Annotated in this window: 4 protein-coding genes; all 4 read left to right on the top strand. The window is 52.8% G+C overall.

Annotated elements, in window-relative coordinates; translation table 11 throughout:
• Nucleotides 1-264 precede the first annotated feature (264 nt).
• Nucleotides 265-10,269 carry a BspA family leucine-rich repeat surface protein gene (locus tag L0P88_RS07405; RefSeq protein WP_247133969.1) on the top strand — a complete coding sequence of 3,335 codons (10,005 nt, stop codon included), beginning with the start codon at nt 265-267 and terminating at the stop codon, nt 10,267-10,269.
• 1,021 nt (nt 10,270-11,290) lie between these two features.
• Entirely contained in the window at nt 11,291-18,664 is a 7,374-nt protein-coding gene (locus L0P88_RS07410; RefSeq protein WP_247133970.1) for a T9SS type B sorting domain-containing protein, read from the top strand.
• A gap of 70 nt (nt 18,665-18,734) precedes the next feature.
• Nucleotides 18,735-19,463, top strand: a complete 729-nt coding sequence (locus tag L0P88_RS07415) for a hypothetical protein (RefSeq protein ID WP_247133971.1) — start codon at nt 18,735-18,737, stop codon at nt 19,461-19,463.
• 2 nt (nt 19,464-19,465) lie between these two features.
• Nucleotides 19,466-20,161 carry a hypothetical protein gene (locus L0P88_RS07420; RefSeq protein ID WP_247133972.1) on the top strand — a complete coding sequence of 232 codons (696 nt, stop codon included), beginning with the start codon at nt 19,466-19,468 and terminating at the stop codon, nt 20,159-20,161.
• Nucleotides 20,162-20,165 lie beyond the last annotated feature (4 nt).

Consider the following 20,165-nt stretch of genomic DNA (forward strand, 5'->3'; position numbering starts at 1 on the left):
GGAATCCACCCTAGTTCCTCCACCAATAGATTCCCGCCTTCCCCTCAACAAGCCCGGACCTACGATTCCGATTTCCCTTGTCAATTTCGAAATGAGGTGCGAAGCACCGATTGAGAAATCCAACCCTAAATGGATTTCCCAATTATTGCCCAATAGCAACGGCTGCTACATTGTCAAATAGCGCCTGTTACATTAGTGTAAAAGTGCTGGCCATAAAGAAGTAGCTTAACGCGAAAATCCATTCAAATACTTTATCTACCTACCATGGAAATAAACTACGCTATGGCCCTAAAGCGGCCCCTACTTATGCTTTTCACCTGCCTATTGACCACCACAGGGCTGTTGGCCCAGGGGGCGTTCGTCACCACCTGGGATACGACCAAGCCAGGAACCTCCGGTAACAATTCCATCACTATCCCCGCCTGGGGGACTTACGATATGGACCTGGGCAATGATGGCACTTATGACCTATTTGACCAGACGGGGACCACTACCGTGGATGTCACCCAGTATGGCCATACCGCCGGGGAGATACAAGTGGCCCTTCGCAATGCCGCCTCCGGGGCCGGGGACCTGACCAGGATACATTTCTACAATAGGGGCGACAAGGAGAAACTGCTTTCCGTGGACCAATGGGGCAGCAGTATCTCCTGGAGCACAATGCGGTACGCATTTTACGGCTGTACAAATCTGGGAATCAAGGCAACCGACATTCCCGACCTAGGCAGCGTGACCGATATGACCGGTATGTTCCAAATCTGTGACTCACTTACGGGGACGATGGGCTTCTCCAACTGGAACACCAGCAAAGTAACCGATATGTACTTCATGTTTAGTGGAGCAAGCGCCTTTAACGGAGACATCGGTGCATGGGACACCAGCAAGGTGACCGATATGAGCCACATGTTTCGAGGTGCCACCGCTTTTAACAGGGACATCGGTGCATGGGACACCGGCAAGGTGACCGATATGCGATGGATGTTTTCCAGTGCCGCCGCCTTTAACGGGGACATCAGTTCCTGGAACACCAGCAAGGTGACCGATATGACGGCCATGTTTCAGAGCGCAACTGCCTTTGACCAGGACATCGGTTCCTGGGACACCAGCAAGGTGACCAATATGACATGGATGTTTCTCTTTGCACGGGCTTTTAACGGGGAAATCGGTTCCTGGAACACCAGCAGCGTGATCACTATGAACGCCATGTTCTCGCGCGCAAGGGCCTTTAACCAGGATGTTGGTTCCTGGAACACCAGCAAGGTGACTAATATGGGATCCATGTTTTACGGTGCATGGGCCTTTGACCAGAACATCGGTACTTGGGACACCAGTAAGGTGACCAATATGATATGGATGTTTTACTTTGCACAAGCGTTTAACCAGGACATCGGTTCCTGGGACACCAGCAACGTGACCGATATGGAGTGGATGTTTTCTGGCACAAGGGCCTTTAACCAGGATGTTGGTTCCTGGAACACCAGCAAGGTGACTAATATGAGATCCATGTTTCGGAATGCCACCGCCTTTAACCAGGACATCGGTTCATGGGACACCAGCAACGTGACCGATATGTGGTACATGTTCAATGGCGCAACCGCCTTTGACCAGGCCATTGGTTCCTGGAACACCAGCCAGGTGACCGATATGGCCCGGATGTTTCGGGAAGCAACCGCTTTTAACGGGGACATCGGTTCATGGGACACCGCCAAGGTGACCGATATGGACTACGTGTTTTATGGCGCAAGTGCCTTTGACCAAAACCTGGGGGGATGGGACCTGGGGCTGGTGACTGATGGTACCGATATGCTTAACAACAGTGGGCTCTCCGTCGCCAACTGGGACGCTACGCTCGTTGGCTGGAACAACAAGGACCTTACCAACACGCCCACCATCGGTGCCTCCGGCCTGGTCTACTGCACCGCAGGCGCCCAGCGTGCCGCGCTGACCCTCAACATTACCGGGGACCGCGCGGAAACCATTAAGCCGACAGCCCTATGTAAGTCGGCGACCATCCAACTGGGCACGGGCGGTACGGCCAGCCTGACGGCCGCCCTTGTGGACAACGGTTCCAGTGATGCCTGTGGGGATGTCACCCTAGGCCTGTCCAAGGACAGCTTTACGATCGCCAACCTTGGTACGAACACAGTGACCCTTACCGTGACCGACCCCAATGGGAACACGAATACCTGTCAGACCACGGTGACCGTGGAGGACCCCACAAAAGCTTATTTTATCACCACCTGGGACACGACCAAGTCCGGCTGGTCCGATGGGAACTCCATCACCATCCCCGCTACGGGGACCTATGATGTGGACCTGGGCAATGACGGCAGCTATGAGCTGTTGGACCGGACGGGGACCATCACCATTGATGTGACCACCTATGGCCATACCACGGGGGAGATCCAGGTGGCCCTCCGCAACGCCGCCTCCGGTACCGGTACCCTGGACGCGATACAGTTCAACTACACCGGTGACAGGGATAAGATCCTCTCGGTGGACCAATGGGGCAGCAACATTTCCTGGAGCACCATGGAGGGGGCGTTTTACGGCTGCAGCAATCTGGAGGTCAAGGCGACGGACGTCCCCGATTTAAGCAATGTGACCAATATGTACTCCATGTTCGCCCTTTGCAGGGTGGTCACGGGTACGGGCTTCTCCACCTGGAACACCAGCGGTGTGACGGACATGGCGCGGATATTCCGTGGGGCAGACGTCTTTAATGGGGACATCGGTTCCTGGGACACCAGTAGTGTTACCGATATGAGCTACATGCTCAATGGTGCTAGCGTGTTCAACCAGGACATCGGTCCGTGGAACACGGCCAAGGTGACCAATATGATCCTTATGCTCGCCAGGGCATACGTCTTTGACCAGGACATCGGTTCGTGGAACACGGGCAATGTGACCGATATGCTGTCCATGTTCGTCAGGGCGGACGCCTTTGACCAGGACATCGGTTCGTGGGACACGGGCAAGGTGACCGATATGACCTACCTGTTCTTGAATGCGGGCGCCTTCAACCAGGACATCGGTTCTTGGAACACGGCCAGTGTGACCGATATGAGCAGGACATTTTTTGGTGCAAGTTCCTTTGACCAGGACATCGGTTCATGGGAAACGGGCAAGGTCGTGGATATGTGGGGCATGTTCGAAGGTGCAAGGTCCTTTAACCAGGACATCGGTTCCTGGAACGTGGGCAATGTGACCACCATGGAAGAGATGTTCGATAATGCGACCTCCTTTGACCAGGACATCGGTTCGTGGGACACGGGCAAGGTGACCGATATGCAGGAGATGTTCGAAGGTGCGACCTCCTTTGACCAGGACCTGGGGGACTGGGACATGGGACAGGTGACCAATGGGACCAAGATGCTGGACAACAGCGGGCTCTCCATTGCGAACTGGGACGCCACGCTTATCGGCTGGGCCGGCCAGGACTTTACCAACACGCCGACCATAGGGGCCTCAGGACTGAAATACTGCACGGCCGGCGCCCAACGTGCCGCGCTGACCTTCAACATTACCGGTGACAGTGGGGGGACCACCCCGCCAACGGCACGGTGCAAGACGGCAGTAACGCTACAACTGAGCACGGACGGTACGGCCACCCTGACGACCGCCCTTGTGGACAACGGTTCCAGCGATGCCTGTGGGGATGTCACCCTAGGCCTGTCCAAGGACAGCTTTACGGCGACCGACCTGGGTACAAACACCGTAACCTTGACGGTGACCGACCCCAATGGGAACACGAATACCTGTCAGACCACTGTGACCGTGGAGGACCCCACAAAAGGTTATTTTATCACCACCTGGGATACGACTAAGGCCGGCACCTCCGGCAACAATTCCATCACCATCCCCGCTGAGGGCACCTATGACGTGGACCTGGGCAATGATGGCACCTATGAGCTGTTGGACCAGACCGGGGAAACCGAGATAGATGTCACCAACACCAATTATAAGGACCCTGACGGTAATAATTATTCCGCCGGGGAGATACAGGTGGCCCTGCGCAACGCCGCTTCCGGTACCGGGAACCTGACCAGGATACATTTCAACAATACGGATGACAAACAGAAGCTGCTCTCCGTGGACCAGTGGGGCAGCAGTATCCCCTGGAGCACCATGGAGGGTGCATTTTGGGGCTGTACCAATCTGGAGGTCAAGGCGACCGATGCCCCCGACCTGGGCAGTGTGACCAATATGGGCCGGATGTTTATGCAGTGTACCTCACTTATGGGAACAACGGGCTTCCCCACCTGGAACACGGCCAACGTGACCAATATGGCCCGGATGTTCAATGTGGCAAGCGCCTTTAACGGGAATATCGGTTCCTGGAACACCGCCAATGTGACCGATATGAGCTGGATGTTCAATGTGGCAAGCGCCTTTAACGGGGTCATCGGTTCCTGGGACACCAGCAAGGTAACCGATATGGCCGTCATGTTCCGGTTTAGTCCCTTTAACGGGGACATCAGCTCCTGGAACACCAGCGAAGTGACCAATATGGGCTCCATGTTCGGCAGTACAAGTACCTTTAATGGGGACATCAGTTCCTGGAACATCAGCAAGGTGACCGATATGGGCGGCATGTTCTATGGAGCAAGCGCCTTTAATGGAAATATTGGTAACTGGAACACCAGCAAGGTGACCTATATGGGCAGCATGTTCTGGGATGCAACTTCCTTTGACCAGGACATCGGTTCCTGGGACACGGGCAATGTGACCAATATGATGGCCATGTTCTCTGGTGCAACCGCTTTTGACCGGGACATCGGTTCCTGGAATACCAGCAAGGTGACTGATATGTACGGCATGTTCGATGGGGCAAGCGCCTTTGACCAGAACCTGGGCACATGGGATCTGGGGAAGTTGACCAGTTATGGGGGTTGGGCCATGCTCGACAACAGTGGGCTCTCCATCGCCAACTGGGATGCGACCCTTATCGGCTGGCACGGTAAGGACTTTACCAATTCTGCTTACATCGAGGCCTCCGGCCTAATCTACTGTACCGCGGTCACCCAGCGTGCCGCATTCAACTCCGGGCCCTTTAGGGTCAGTGGGGACCGTGCGGAAACCATCCCCCCGACGGCGAGTGATCTTACAGCAATCAGTGCCCAGTGCAGTGCCCCGGTACCGGACACCGCCGTGGTGACCGATGCGGCCGACAACTGTGGGACGCCAACGGTGGCCTTTGTAAGCGATGTAAGTGATGGCAACAGCAATCCGGAAACAATCGTCCGGACCTATCGGGTGAGCGATACTGTGGGGAACAGTACCACCGTTACACAGACCATCACCGTGGAGGATACCACCGCCCCGACGGCCAGTTGCAAGCCTTCCGTGGAGATCGGACTGGGCACGGGCGGTACGGCCGCCCTGACCACCGTCCTTGTGGACAACGGTTCCAGCGATACCTGCGGAAACGTTACCCTTGCCCTGTCCAGGGACAATTTTACGGCCACCGACCTGGGTGCAAATACGGTGACCTTGACGGTGACCGATTCCAACAACAACACAAACACCTGCACGGCGACAGTAACCGTGGTGGACAATGTGGCCCCGACGGCCTCCTGTACGAACGCCAGCGTACAACTGGACGCCCTGGGCAGTGCAACGATCACTGCGTCCAACATTGACAACGGCTCCTCCGACAACAGCGGCACGGTGTCGCTCTCCCTGGACGAAACCAGCTTTGGCTGTTCCGATGTGGGTACGAACACGGTGACCCTTACGGCCACGGACGGCAGTGGGAACTCGGCAAGCTGTACGACCACGGTCACGGTACAGGACAAGGTCAGGCCCACGGCCAGCTGCAAGCTTTCCGTGGAGATTGGACTGGGCTCCGATGGTACGGCCGCCCTGACCGCCGCCCTTGTGGACAACGGTTCCAGTGACAACTGTCCCATCTCCATGGAGGTGTCCAAGGACAGTTTTACCACCACCGACCTCGGTGACCATACGGTGACCTTGACGGTGACCGATCCCAACTACAACACGAACACCTGCACAACCACGGTGACCGTGGTGGATAATGTGGCCCCGATGGCCTCCTGTACGAACGCCACCGTACAATTGGACGCCCTGGGCAGCGCAACGATCGCCACGTCCAACATCGACAACGGTTCCTCGGACAATAGCGGCACGGTGTCGCTGTCCCTGGACGAAACCAGCTTTGGCTGTTCCGATGTGGGTATGAACACGGTGACTCTTACGGCCACGGACGGCAGTGGCAACTCGGCAAGCTGTACGGCCACGGTAACGGTACAGGACAAGGTCGGGCCCACGGCCAGTTGCAAGGCCTCCGTGGAGATCGGACTGGACACGGGTGGCACGGCCGCCCTGAGCACCGCCCTTGTGGACAACGATTCCAGCGATGCCTGTGGGGGAGTCTCATTCGGCCTTTCCAAAAGCAGCTTTACGGCCACTGACCTCGGTGACCACACGGTGACCCTGACGGTGATCGATCCCAACAACAACACGAACAGTTGCACCACTACGGTGACCGTGGTGGACAATGTGGCCCCGATGGCCTCCTGTACGGACGCCACCGTACAACTGGACGCCCTGGGCAGCGCCACGATTGCCACGTCCAACATCGATAACGGCTCCTCCGACAACAGCGGCACGGTATCGCTGTCCCTGGAGGAAACCAGCTTTGGCTGTTCCGATGTGGGGCACAATACCGTGACCCTTACGGCCACGGACGGCAGCGGCAACACGGCAAGCTGTACGGCCACGGTAACGGTACAGGACAAGACCGGCCCGACGGCGAGTTGCAAGCCTTCCATGGAAATCGGACTGGGCACGGGTGGCACGGCCGCCCTGAGCGCCGCCCTTGTGGACAACGGTTCCAGCGATGCCTGTGGGGGAGTCTCATTCGGCCTTTCCAAAAGCAGTTTTACGGCCACTGACCTAGGTGACCACACGGTGACCCTAACGGTGACCGACAACAGCGGCAACATGAACAGTTGCACCACTACGGTGACCGTGGTGGACAATGTGGCCCCGACGGCCTCCTGTACGGACGCCACCGTACAATTGGACGCCCTGGGCAGCGGCACGATCGCCACGTCCAATATCGACAACGGTTCCTCCGACAACAGCGGCACGGTGTCGCTGTCCCTGGACGAAACCAGCTTTGGCTGTTCCGATGTGGGGGACAATACCGTGACCCTTACGGCCACGGACAGCAGCGGCAACTCGGCAAGCTGTACGGCCACGGTAACGGTACAGGACAAGGTCGGGCCCACGGCCAGTTGCAAGGCCTCCGTGGAAATCGGACTGGGCACCGATGGTACGGCCGCCCTGACCGCCGCCCTTGTGGACAAAGGCTCCAGCGATGCCTGTGGGGGAGTCTCATTCGGCCTTTCCAAAAGCAGCTTTACGGCCACTGACCTCGGTGACCATACGGTGACCTTGACGGTGATCGATCCCAACAACAACACAAACACCTGCACGGCGACGGTGACCGTGGTGGACAATATGGCCCCGACGCCCTCCTGTACGAACGCCACCGTACAACTGGACGACCTGGGCAGTGCAACCATCACTACGTCCAACATCGACAACGGTTCCTCCGACAACAGTGGTACGGTGTCGCTATCCCTGGACACAACCGGCTTCGGCTGTTCCGATGTGGGTACGAACACGGTGACCCTTACGGCCACGGACGGCAGTGGCAACTCGGCAAGCTGTACGACCACGGTCACGGTACAGGACAAGGTCAAGCCCACGGCCGTTTGCCAACAACAGACAGTGCAACTTGCATTGGGCACGGACGGTATAGCCGCCCTGACCGCCGCCCTTGTGGACAACGGTTCCAGTGACAACTGTCCCATCTCCATGGAGGTGTCCCCAAGCAGCCTTACGACCGTGGGTACGCACACGGCGACCCTGACGGTAAGGGACGGCAGTAACAACTCGGACAGTTGTACCGCTACGGTGAGCGTGGCGGACGGTGCGGATCCGACCGCCGCTTGCAGGGACATCAGTGTGGAACTGGACGACCTGGGCAGTGCGACGATTGTGGCGGCGGACGTGGACGGCGGCTCCTCCGACAACAGTGGCACGGTGTCGCTCTCCCTGGACAGGACCGGCTTCGGCTGTTCCGATGTGGGGGACAATACGGTGACCCTTACGGCAACGGATGGCAGCGGTAACTCGGCAAGCTGCACGGCCACGGTGACCGTGGGGGACATAACCAATCCCACTCCGCAGTGCAGGGCAGCAAAAATCCGGTTGGGCACCAACGGTACGGCCACCCTGGAGGCCGATCTTGTGGACGATGGTTCCAGTGATACCTGTGGGGGCGTTTCCCTAGACCTGTCCCAGAACAGTTTTACGACCTCCCATCTGGGGGTGAACACGGTGACCCTTACCGTGGAGGACGACAACGGCAACACGGACGAGTGCACCGCCGAGGTGACGGTGGCGGACTCCAAGACCTTTGTCACCACCTGGGACACGAGCGGGTCCGGTACCCCCAACAGAATCTTGATTACCATCCCCGCCATAGGGACCTACGATGTGGACCTGGGCGATGACGGCAGCTATGAATTGCGGAACCAGCGCGGGACCACTACCGTGAACGCCACTGCCCACAGCCGTGACGGGCGGGTAAAGGTGGCCCTCAACAATGCCGCCTCTGGGGCCGGGGCCCTGGAGGGAATACGGTTCAACAATGGGGGCGACAGGGAGAAGCTGCTCTCGGTGGACCAATGGGGCAGCAGTATCTCCTGGGGCTCCATGGCGGGTGCCTTCTATGGCTGCACCAACCTGGAGGTCAGGGCCACGGACGCCCCGGACCTGGGCAATGTGGCCAGTATGGAATCCATGTTCAGGGGGTGCACCTCACTTACCGGGACCATGGGCCTCTCCAACTGGGACACCGGAAACGTGACCAATATGGCCGGCATGTTCCAGCTTGCGACCGCCTTCAACGGAGACATCGGTTCCTGGGACACAAGCGAGGTAACCTCCATGGAGCGGATGTTCTCCGGGGACGAGAACGATCCAAATGCCATAATGGTGTTCAACCAGGACCTCGGTTCCTGGAACACCGGCAGGGTGACCAGTATGGGGTCCATGTTCAGAAACGCAAGGTCCTTTGACCAGGAGATCGGTCAGTGGGATGTGTCCCAGGTGGAAACCATGAACGGCATGTTCGCCTTTGGAAGGGCCTTCAACGGGGACATCGGATCCTGGAATACAAGCAAGGTAACCGATATGCAATGGACACTTGCCGGGGCACATGCCTTTGATCAAAATATCGGTTCCTGGGATGTGTCCCAGGTGACCGATATGAGCGGCATGTTCCGGTTCACCCGGACCTTTAACGGGGACCTCAGCTCGTGGAACACCAGCAAGGTGACCAATATGGGCGGTATGTTCAACAATGCAAGGGCCTTCAATGGCAACATTGGTCCGTGGGACGTGTCCGGGGTGCGTGAAATGGGGGCCATGTTCCAGCTTGCGACCACCTTCAATGGGGACATCGGTTCGTGGAACACGGGCAGCGTGACCAATATGGGCTCGATGTTTTTGCTCGCGACCTCCTTTGACCGGAACATCGGCACCTGGGACACCGGCAGGGTGACCGATATGTGGTCCATGTTCAACGGTGCAAGTGCCTTTGACTGGGACCTTGGCGAGTGGAACCTGAGGGCATTGAGGATCGGTGGCAGCATGCTCGATGGCAGTGGGCTCTCCGTTACCAATTGGGACGCCACGCTGATCGGATGGTACGGGCAGGTCTTTACCAATACCCCCACCATCGGTGCCTCCGGGCTGGCCTACTGTAACGCCGGGGCCGAGCGTGCCGCACTGAGCTTCACCATTACCGGCGACACCATGGACTGCAGTGGGGCACGTACCTCGCTGACGAAGGATGGTGGCACCAACGGCAACGATACCAGCGGGCTTCCCGATATGGACGCAACGATGACCGGAACGGACGACAGGGACCTTGCCGGGCTTCAAGAAGTGGGCAAACGCGGGTTCTCCCCGAACGGTGACGGGGTAAACGATACCTTTTCCATTTCCTGGTTGAGGCAGAATTACCCCAATTACAGCATGACAATCTATGACCAGAACGGCACCCTGGTGTACCAGGGGAATGCGGGCACACCGGACTGGGACGGCAGCGCTGCCGGGGGCACCGTCCTGGGGGACGGTAAACTGCACAACGGGGTGTACTATTATTGGATCGATTTCGGGGACGGGAGCAGGCCACCGGCCCAGGGCATCGTCTACCTGCACCGATAGACAGGATACTGTAGGGCCATCCGGACCATGGATGGCCCTACATAGGTCCAGTGGCTTGTTGCTGACCGGGTCTGGGACGATGGACAACTTCGGTCCGGATTTTTCCATGGATTGGAATGACAAAATACACTTAAATGTCATTTCGAAATGAGGAGTGATGAGAAATCTCGTTCATGGGGATTTCGGTTTCTCCCGTTGGTCGAAATTGTTACTATTTAGGATTTTTGAACACTGAAGTTTTTTAGATTTCTCACACTCAACTTCACAATGTTCAGTTTCGGTTCGAAATGACATTGGGTTTTTTTGTCATGCCACACGGATGCTGAGCGAATTCGAAGTAGGATGCGGAATCCACAATAGTTCCCATAGGAATGGATTCCTGCCTTCCCCTCAACAAGCCCGGACCAACCATTCGGGTTTCCCTTTTCATTTCGAAAAGAAGTGCGAAGCACTGATCGGGAAATCTAGTTCATGGGACTTAGAGCCTGTTTAGGAATTTGTCATTTGTTTTCAAAATTCATGTTTTTGTCCCCTTGAGCGCAGTCGAAAGGTTGGCAAAAACATCTCGACTACCTGCCCGACGATGTCATTCAGGCGGGCACTCGATGTGACAGGAAAATCAATTTCTGGCACACACGTGGAATCAAAAAAATCAATCATAGAATCCATTTAGCCCTTTGAAAAAGTCTAAATGGGTTCATACAATCCTGAACAGACACTTACTACAGTACACTTATTTTTTCAACAAACCACTTATGCATCGGTCTTTGCCTTTCTTGCGTTCCTGCATTAGTTTCAAGTTGCTCAGCTTTCAGGAATGCCATATTCCTTTAAACGTTTCATTTTCAGACGGGAAGAACTGGCACATAGCCCTTTCCAAGAGTGCCACGGGAGGGATCAAATGGGGTTTCCGGGAATGGGTAACCCCCGGTTGCCAACTGGCGGTAGCAGTGGGATGTCAGTAATAGGGCTTTCTCACACTACTCCTTATAGCAGATAGGTTTAAAAAAAATACCGTTGCGTGAAAAAACTACTCTATATCCTGGCGTTTTCCCTTGGTTTTGGTGCTATGGCCCAACAAATCGAAGTCACAAACCTATGTTTCGGCGAATTCACTGAGTTTCGGATTATATCAAGTGAAACCATTTGGAGGTTTGAATGGGACTTTGGCGATGGTACCATTATAGATGGTGAAACCCCGCAGGATGTCTATTATCATAAGTATGACACAACTGGAGATTATACGGTAAGTTTGATAGTGAACACCTCCAGCGAAACAAAGGATATCACAATCTACGCACTGCCAACTGTCCCCTCTTCAGGAGCCGATATTTCGGTCTGCGATGACAACAATGACGGATATTACTCCTTCAAGCTTAGCAACAAAGATGGTGAGATCCTGGGTACACAATCGCCGACCGAGTATGACATAAGTTACCATCCCACCCTGGCAGATGCCGAAGGGGATACGAGTCCCCTGAACGCTACCGCATTTTCCAATACCATCCTGTATCGACAGACCATTTACGCGAGGGTCGAGAATCTGTCAACCTCATGCTACAGCACCACCTCTTTTGATCTAGTCATCAAGAATACCCCTATAGTGACAAGCTCAGTGAGTGATTGGCCGGTCTGCGATGACAACAGTGACGGATTGTATACCTTCAAGCTTAGTGACAAAGATGGTGAGATTCTGACCGGGCAAACCGATGGCAATTTTGAGGTTACCTACCACAGTACCCTTCTGGACGCCGAAGGGAATACGAAACCGCTGAACGCTAACGCCTTTACCAATACCGTTCCCAGCCTACAAACTATTTACGCGCGGCTCGAGAATCTGACAACACAGTGCTATAGCACCACCTCTTTTGACCTGATTATCAATACCTCCCCCGTGGCGAACGAAGTGAATGATTGGTTGATTTGCGATGACGACAATGATGGATTTTATACCTTCAACCTTTCCGACAAGGACAGTGAGATTCTGGGCGCACAATCGCCTACCGAGTATGACGTAAGTTACCACCCCAGCCAGACGGATGCCGATGGGGATGCAAATCCGCTGACCGCTACCGCATTTTCCAATACTGTTCAGTATCAACAAACTATTTACGCGCGGGTCGAGAATCTGGCGACCCATTGCCATAGCACCACCTCTTTTGACCTGATCATCGATACTCCCGTGGAAAATGAAGTGAACGATTGGACGGTCTGTGATGACAACGGTGATGGAGTTTATACCTTCAAGCTTAACGATAAAGATAGTGAGATCCTCGACGGGAAATCACCAACCGATTATGCCATTAGCTATCACTCCAGCCTGACGGACGCCGAAGGGGATGCGAATCCACTAAACACCACCGCATTTTCCAATACTGTCCAATATCAACAAACTATTTATGTGCGGGTCGAGAATCTGTCAAACTCTTGTTATAGCACCACTTCTTTTAAACTAATCATCAACGATACTCCTGTGGCAAACAACATGAGCGATTGGACGGTGTGCGATGACGACAAAGATGGAGTTTATACCTTCAAACTTTCCGACAAAGACGGTGAGATCCTTGGCGGGCAATCGTCAGACCAGTATGTCGTAAGCTACCACACAAGCCAGGCGGATGCTGAAGGCGATGCGAATCCGCTGAACACTTCGGTATTTTCCGGTACCTCCCCCAGACAAACCATTTACGCGCGGGTCGATAATCTGTCAAACTCTTGCTATGGCACCGCCTCCTTTGACCTGATCATCAAGGCCAGTGCCATGGCAAACGAAGTGGACGATTGGGCCGTCTGCGATGATAACAATGATGGGGTTTATACCTTCAAGCTTTCGGACAAAAATGGAGACGTTCTGGGCACACAATCGCCAATGGAATATGACGTAAGCTACCACACCAGCCTGACGGACGCCGAAGGGGATACGAATCCACTGAACACTACCACATTTTCCAATACCACCTCACACCAACAAACTATTTACGCGCGGGTTGAGAATCGGGCAACACAGTGCTACAACACCACCCCTTTTGACCTGATCATCAATACCCCACCTGTAGCCAACAACATAAACGATTGGCCCGTTTGCAATGACAACAATAATGGATTGTATACCTTCAAGCTTTCGGACAAAAATGGGGACATTCTGGGCACACGGTCACCAGACCAGTATGCCGTAAGCTACCACACAAGCCAGGCGGATGCCGAAGGGAACGTGAATTCGCTGAACGCCACCGGATTTTCCAGTACCACCCCTGGACAAACCATTTACGCACGGGTCGAAAATCGGACAACTTCTTGCTATAGCACTACCTCTTTTGACCTGATCATCAATACCCCCCCTGTGGCAAACCAAGTGAACGATTGGACGGTCTGCGATGACAACAATGATGGATTGTATACCTTCAAACTTTCTGACAAAAATGGGGACATTCTGGGCACACAGTCACCAGACCAGTATGCCGTAAGCTACCACACAAGCCAGGCGGATGCCGAAGGGGATACGAATCCACTGAACGCTACTGCATTTTCCAATACCGTCCCAAACCTACAAACTATTTACGCAAGGGTCGAGAATCTTACAACACAGTGTTATAGCACCACCTCTTTTGACCTGATTATCAATACCCCACCAGTAATCAACAACATTAACGACTGGTCTGTCTGCGATGACAACAATGATGGATTGTATACCTTCAAACTCTCCGACAAAAATGGGGACATTCTGGGCACGCAGTCGCCTACCAAATACGCTGTAAGCTACCACATCAGCCTGACGGAGGCCGAAGGCGATGTGAATTCGCTGAACACTACTGCATTTTCCAATACCGTCCCAAACCTACAAACTATTTACGCAAGGGTCGAGAATCTTACAACGTATTGCTATAGCACCACCACTTTTGACCTGATTATCAACACCCCACCTGTGGCAAGCCAAGTGGACGATTGGACGGTCTGCGATGACAACAATGATGGATTGTATACCTTCAAACTTTCCGATAAAAATGGGGACATTCTGGGCACACAGTCACCAGACCAGTATGCCGTAAGCTACCACACAAGTCAGACGGATGCCGAAGGGAATACGAATCCGCTGAACGCTACTGCATTTTCCAATACCGTACCGGACCAACAAACTATTTACGCGCGTGTTGAGAATAAGGCGACCCAATGTTATAGCACCACCTCTTTTGACCTGATCATCAACGATATCCCCGTTGTAAACAGCGTAAACGACTGGATAGTCTGCGATGACAACAATGATGGATTGTATACCTTTAAACTAACCGATAAAGATGGGGAAATCCTGGGCGGGCAATCGCCATCCGACTACCCCCTAAGCTACCACACCAGTCTGACGGATGCCGAAGGGGATGCGAATCCGCTGAACGCTACCGCGTTTTCCAATACCGTCCCAAACCTACAAACTATTTACGTCCGGGTTGAGAACCGGGCGACCCAATGTTATAGCACCACTTCTTTTGACCTGATCATCAATACCCCCCCTTTGGCGAACGAAGCGGACGATTGGTTGGTCTGTGATGATAACAATCATGGAAGTTATACCTTCAAGCTTTCCGACAAAGATGGTGAGATCCTGGGCACGCAATCGCCGACCGAATACACCCTAAGCTACCACACGAACATCTCGGACGCCCAAAGGAGTAAGAATCCGTTGAACGCTACCGCATTTTCCAGTACCGCTCCTGGACAAACCATTTACGTGCGTATCGAGAATAGGGCAACCCGGTGCTATAGCACCACTTCATTTCAACTGATCATCAATGCCCCCCCTGTGGCAAACCAAGTGAACGATTGGACGGTCTGCGATGACAACAATGATGGATTGTATACCTTTGAGCTTACTGACAAAGACGGTGAAATCCTCGGAGGGCAATCGCCAACCGAACATGCAGTAAGCTACCACATAAGCCTCACGGATGCCCAAGGGGGTGCGAATCCCCTGAACGCTACCGCATTTTCCAATACCATCACGTACCAACAAGCCATTTACGCACGGATCCAGGCGAACAATAACCCCGATTGTTACGATGTGACGGATTTTAACCTGATCATCCACAATACCCCTGTGGCGAACGAAGTAGACGACTGGTCGGTCTGCGATGACAACAATGATGGGTCTTATACCTTCAAGCTTTCTGACAAAAATGATGATGTTCTGGGCGGGCAATCGCCAACCGAACATACCGTAAGCTACCACCTCAGCCAAACGGAGGCCGAAGGGAATACGAATCCGCTGAATGCCAACGTATTTTCCAGTACTGCCCCCGAACTAACAATTTATGCACGGATCCAGGCGAATAAAAACCCCAATTGTTACGATGTGACGGATTTTGACCTGATCATCAACGCTACCCCTGTGGCGAACGAAGTAGACGACTGGTCGGTCTGCGATGACAACCATGATGGGTCTTATACCTTCAAGCTTTCCGACAAAAACGGTGAAATCCTGGGCACGCAATCGCCAACCGAATATGTGGTAAGCTACCACCTCAGCCAAACGGAGGCCGAAGGGAATATGAACCCACTCAACATCGCCGCATTTTCCAATACCATTCCGGACCAACAGACCATTTATGCAAGGATCTACGCGAATAAAAAGCCCGATTGTTACGATGTGACAAATTTTGATCTGATCATTAGTGATACCCCTGTGGCAAACGAAGTGGACAACTGGTCGGTCTGCGATGACGACATTGATGGCTTCCATACCTTTGACCTTACCATTAATGATGATGGCATCCTGGGCGGGCAATCGCCAACCGAGCATGCCGTAAGCTACCACCTCAGCCAGACGGATGCTGAAGGGGATACGAATCCACAGAATGCTACCACATTCTCCAGCGCGGCCCCCGGGCAAACTATTTACGCGCGGGTCGAGAATCTAGTAACTCAATGCTATAGCACTACCCTTTTTGATTTGATCATCGATACTCCGGTAGCAAACGAAGTGAACGATTGGGCGGTCTGCGATGACAACAGTGACGGATTGTATACCTTCAAGCTTTCCGATAAAGACGGTGAAATCCTCGGCGGGCAATCGCCAACCGAATATGCGGTAAGTTACCACCCTAGCCTAGTGGATGCCGAAGGGGATTTGAATCCGTTGAATGCTATGGCATTTTCCAATACCGTCCCGAACCTACAAACTATTTACACAAGGGTCGAGAATCGGACAACCCAATGCTATAGCACCACTTCTTTTGACCTGATCATCCACCCTACCCCTACGGCAAAGGAAGTGGACGATTGGAAGGTCTGCGATGACGGTGATGAACTTTATACCTTCAAGCTTTCCGACAAAGATGATGAGATCCTGGACGGGCGATCGTCGGATGACTACACTATAACCTATCACGGCAGCCAGGACGATGCCCAAAATGATGCCAATAAACTGCAGGACGTCACCCTATCCAGTACGGAACTCAGACAGACCATTTACGCGCGCATCGCAAATGAACATTGCCATAGCACAGCCACTTTTGACCTGATCGTCAGCAATACCCCCTTGGCGAAACCGATTGAAAACTTGACCGTATGCCTTGACAGCGGTGTTGGAAGTCATACCTTCGACCTTACCGAACAAAACGATAAAATCCTCGGAGGGCAGCCGACACACGAATATTCGGTAAGCTACCACAGTAGCCCGGGCGATGCCCAAAACAATGTCAGTCCACTACTAAATGTCACCCTATCAAGTACGGACCCTGCACAGACCATTTACGCTCGCATTGCGAATGAAAATTGCCATAGCACCACTTCCTTTAATTTGATTGTCAACGAATACCCCTCTGTGGAAAAGGACGTGGACAATTGGACAGTCTGCGACGATAACAATGATGGGTTTCATACCTTTGACCTTACCGAAAAGGAAAATGAAATCTTGACCCTGACCGGCCAACAGGGGGCCTCGCAGTTCATCATCACCTACCATACCTCCCCGGAAAATGCGGAGAAGGGTACAAATCCGCTGGAGAATCCTACCACATTTACCAATATGCACCGGTACCAACAAACCATTTACGTACGGGTCGCAAATGCCAGTTGCCATGCCACCACATCCTTTCAATTGGTCATCGATGTCCCCGTGGCGGAAAAGGTCGAAAATTGGACCGTATGCGATGACGACAATGATGGAGAACATACCTTCGACCTTACCAAAAAGGAAGATGAGATCTTGACCTTGACCGACCAACAGGGGGCCTCACAGTTCAACATCACCTACCATACCTCTCAGGAACATGCGGACACGGGTACGAATCCGCTGCTGAATCCCAGCGCATTTTCCACTAAGGCCCCCGGACAAACCGTTTATGCACGGATTGAGAATCGGGACAGTGCCGATTGCCATGCCATCTCCTCCTTTCAGCTGATCGTCAACGATACCCCTGTGGCAAATAAAGTCGAAAATTGGGCGGTCTGTGATAACAACAATGACGGGTTCCATACCTTTGACCTTACCGAAAAGGAAGATGAGATCTTGGCCGGCCAACAGGGGGCCTCACAGTTCAACATCACCTATTATACCTCATGGGAAGATGCTGATAAGGGTAAGGACTGGCTAGAGAATCCCACCACATTTTCCACTACTGCTCCTGAACAAACTATTTTCGTGCGAATCGCAAATGACCATTGCTATACGACCTCCTCTTTTCAGTTATTCATCAATCCTTTGCCACAACCAAATCTCAAAGAAACGTACTTCATTTGCCCAGACAACGCGGCACTTCAACTGGATGGTGGTATTAATTTTGATAGTTGGGTGTGGAGTAAAAAAGAAAATGGAGAAATTATAAGCGAAGACAGAACCGTTGTAATCGAGGATTCCGGAGAGTATTCCCTAACCGCAATACAAACCCAAAATGGAATTGACTGTGAAAAGACCGTATACTTTGAAGTGTTCGATTCCGATGTTCCGGAAACCCTATCGGTTTCCACAAGTGGGTTTTCCGATGTCATCACCTTAACAGTGACCGCCACCGGAACCGGGGAGCTTGAATATTCAGTAGATGGGAACACCTACCAGGACAATAACGTATTTCAAATCTTTCCCGGGGTGTATACGGTATACGTCACGACGCCTTCCCGATGTAGGATATTGACCGAAGAGGTGGCCGCAATTGGGTATCAAAAGTTTTTTACCCCGAATGGGGACAATGCCAACGATTATTGGAACATTATTGGGGCGGAGCGCCTTCCTAACGCTTCAACGGCCATCTATGACCAATTTGGAAAGCTTATACAACAGATCCCAACTAACAGTAAGGGCTGGGATGGCAACTATTTGGGAAATCCAGCCCCACCCGATGACTACTGGTTTAAGTTTGAATATCATAATGGCAAAATACTCTCCGGGCATTTCTCCCTAAAACGATAAAATTAAAATTACGTCCCCGTTGGGATAATTCCTGTTAAATTTCTTACTTTTAGTAGTAAATACTATCCCCTTGAAAACAACGTTTACCTACTTCCTAATCAGTTGTATAGCCCTATTCACTTTTTCATGTTCCTCTTACCAGGCCAAAAAACAGGAAGCGTTATTGTCCTTTCCGGAACTGGGTGCCATTGTTAAGGTAAAGGACAATCTTTGGTACAGTGCCACGGAACAAGTAGGGTTGCCCCAATGGACCCAGCTTAGGGTCACGGCCCAGGAAATGCCCTTCAACCGGGAAAGCTACTTTGCCTACGCCAAAGCCACCCACAGGGCGGGTAAGATCAATAGCATTCCCTATATGGATTCCCTACAGTACAAACCCAAGTACATTCGGCTACAACTATTGGACAAAATAGAAATTACCGAACTGCTCAATACCACAAAAAACAGAACGGTCCGGAGCTATCTGGAAAAAGATGGGGACTTAAAAATGGTCACATCGGTCGATTTGGCCCTCTCCGAGACGGAAATCACCTTTTTCAACCAAGCCGAAGCTTTTGAACTACGAAAGGACGATTATGGTACCGTTATACTGAATATTGTGGATGGTGGTACGGAACAAGCGTATTACCTATCTGATCTGCGGGTATTCAATTATGGATATTCCAGTTTTTGTTGGGGGGAGGACCAATACCACAGGCTCCAGATTGAGCATATCGCGCCCGAAGGGGAAAAATGTCCCAAGGGAACGTATACCAAGCCCGACAAGGTCAAAGCAAATCAATCCTACGTAAAATTTTGAATATGCAGTTACGGATAGTAAAGTTGGGATTAGTATTGGTCTTAATGGCAATGCCCGGTTGTGAGGATATTTTGGAAGAGGTGGACATCTCCAATCAACGTGTTACCGTATTCGCCCCTTTGGACAGTACCACGGTAACGGACAATAGCGTACAGTTTAACTGGGACCGCCTCACGGATGCCACGTCCTACCGCTTTCAACTGGCCACACCGGATTTTGTGGACACGGCCCAGATACTGTTGGACACCCTTTTTGTGGAGGACACCCTGGGTAGGGTCGCTACCCAAATCCAACAGGATTTGCTGAACGGGAATTATGCATGGCGCATCAAGGCCCTGAACAGTGGTTTTGAAACCCCCTTTGCGTTGCAGACCTTTGTGGTGAACGGGGATGAAAATGTTGATCTGGACCCACCCAATACCCCGCAATTGGTGGCGCCGGTAAACGGAGCCACACAGGATGAGGCCACAGTGACGTTCCGTTGGACAAGGGAAGACGTTCCCGGGACCGCAGAACGCGATAGCATTTATTTCTTTTCCGATCAAGCCCTACAAAATCTGGTCGGTAAGGATATTGGTGCCAATAAGACCTTTTCCGCTGATTTTGCCGCGGGCACTTTTTACTGGTTTGTTAAAGCTTTTGACCTGGCCGGCAATGAAAGTGAGGACAGCACGGTGTTCAGTTTTACCATAAACTAAATTA

Origin of the sequence: Muricauda sp. SCSIO 64092, assembly GCF_023016285.1 — a bacterium.
Taxonomy (GTDB): Bacteria; Bacteroidota; Bacteroidia; order Flavobacteriales; family Flavobacteriaceae; genus Croceivirga.

Bases quoted from the DNA above. Each gene is read 5' to 3' on its own strand.
- L0P88_RS07405 (WP_247133969.1), top strand. From the start codon at position 265: ATGGAAATAAACTACGCTATGGCCCTAAAGCGGCCCCTACTTATGCTT.
- L0P88_RS07420 (WP_247133972.1), top strand. From the start codon at position 19,466: ATGCAGTTACGGATAGTAAAGTTGGGATTAGTATTGGTCTTAATGGCA.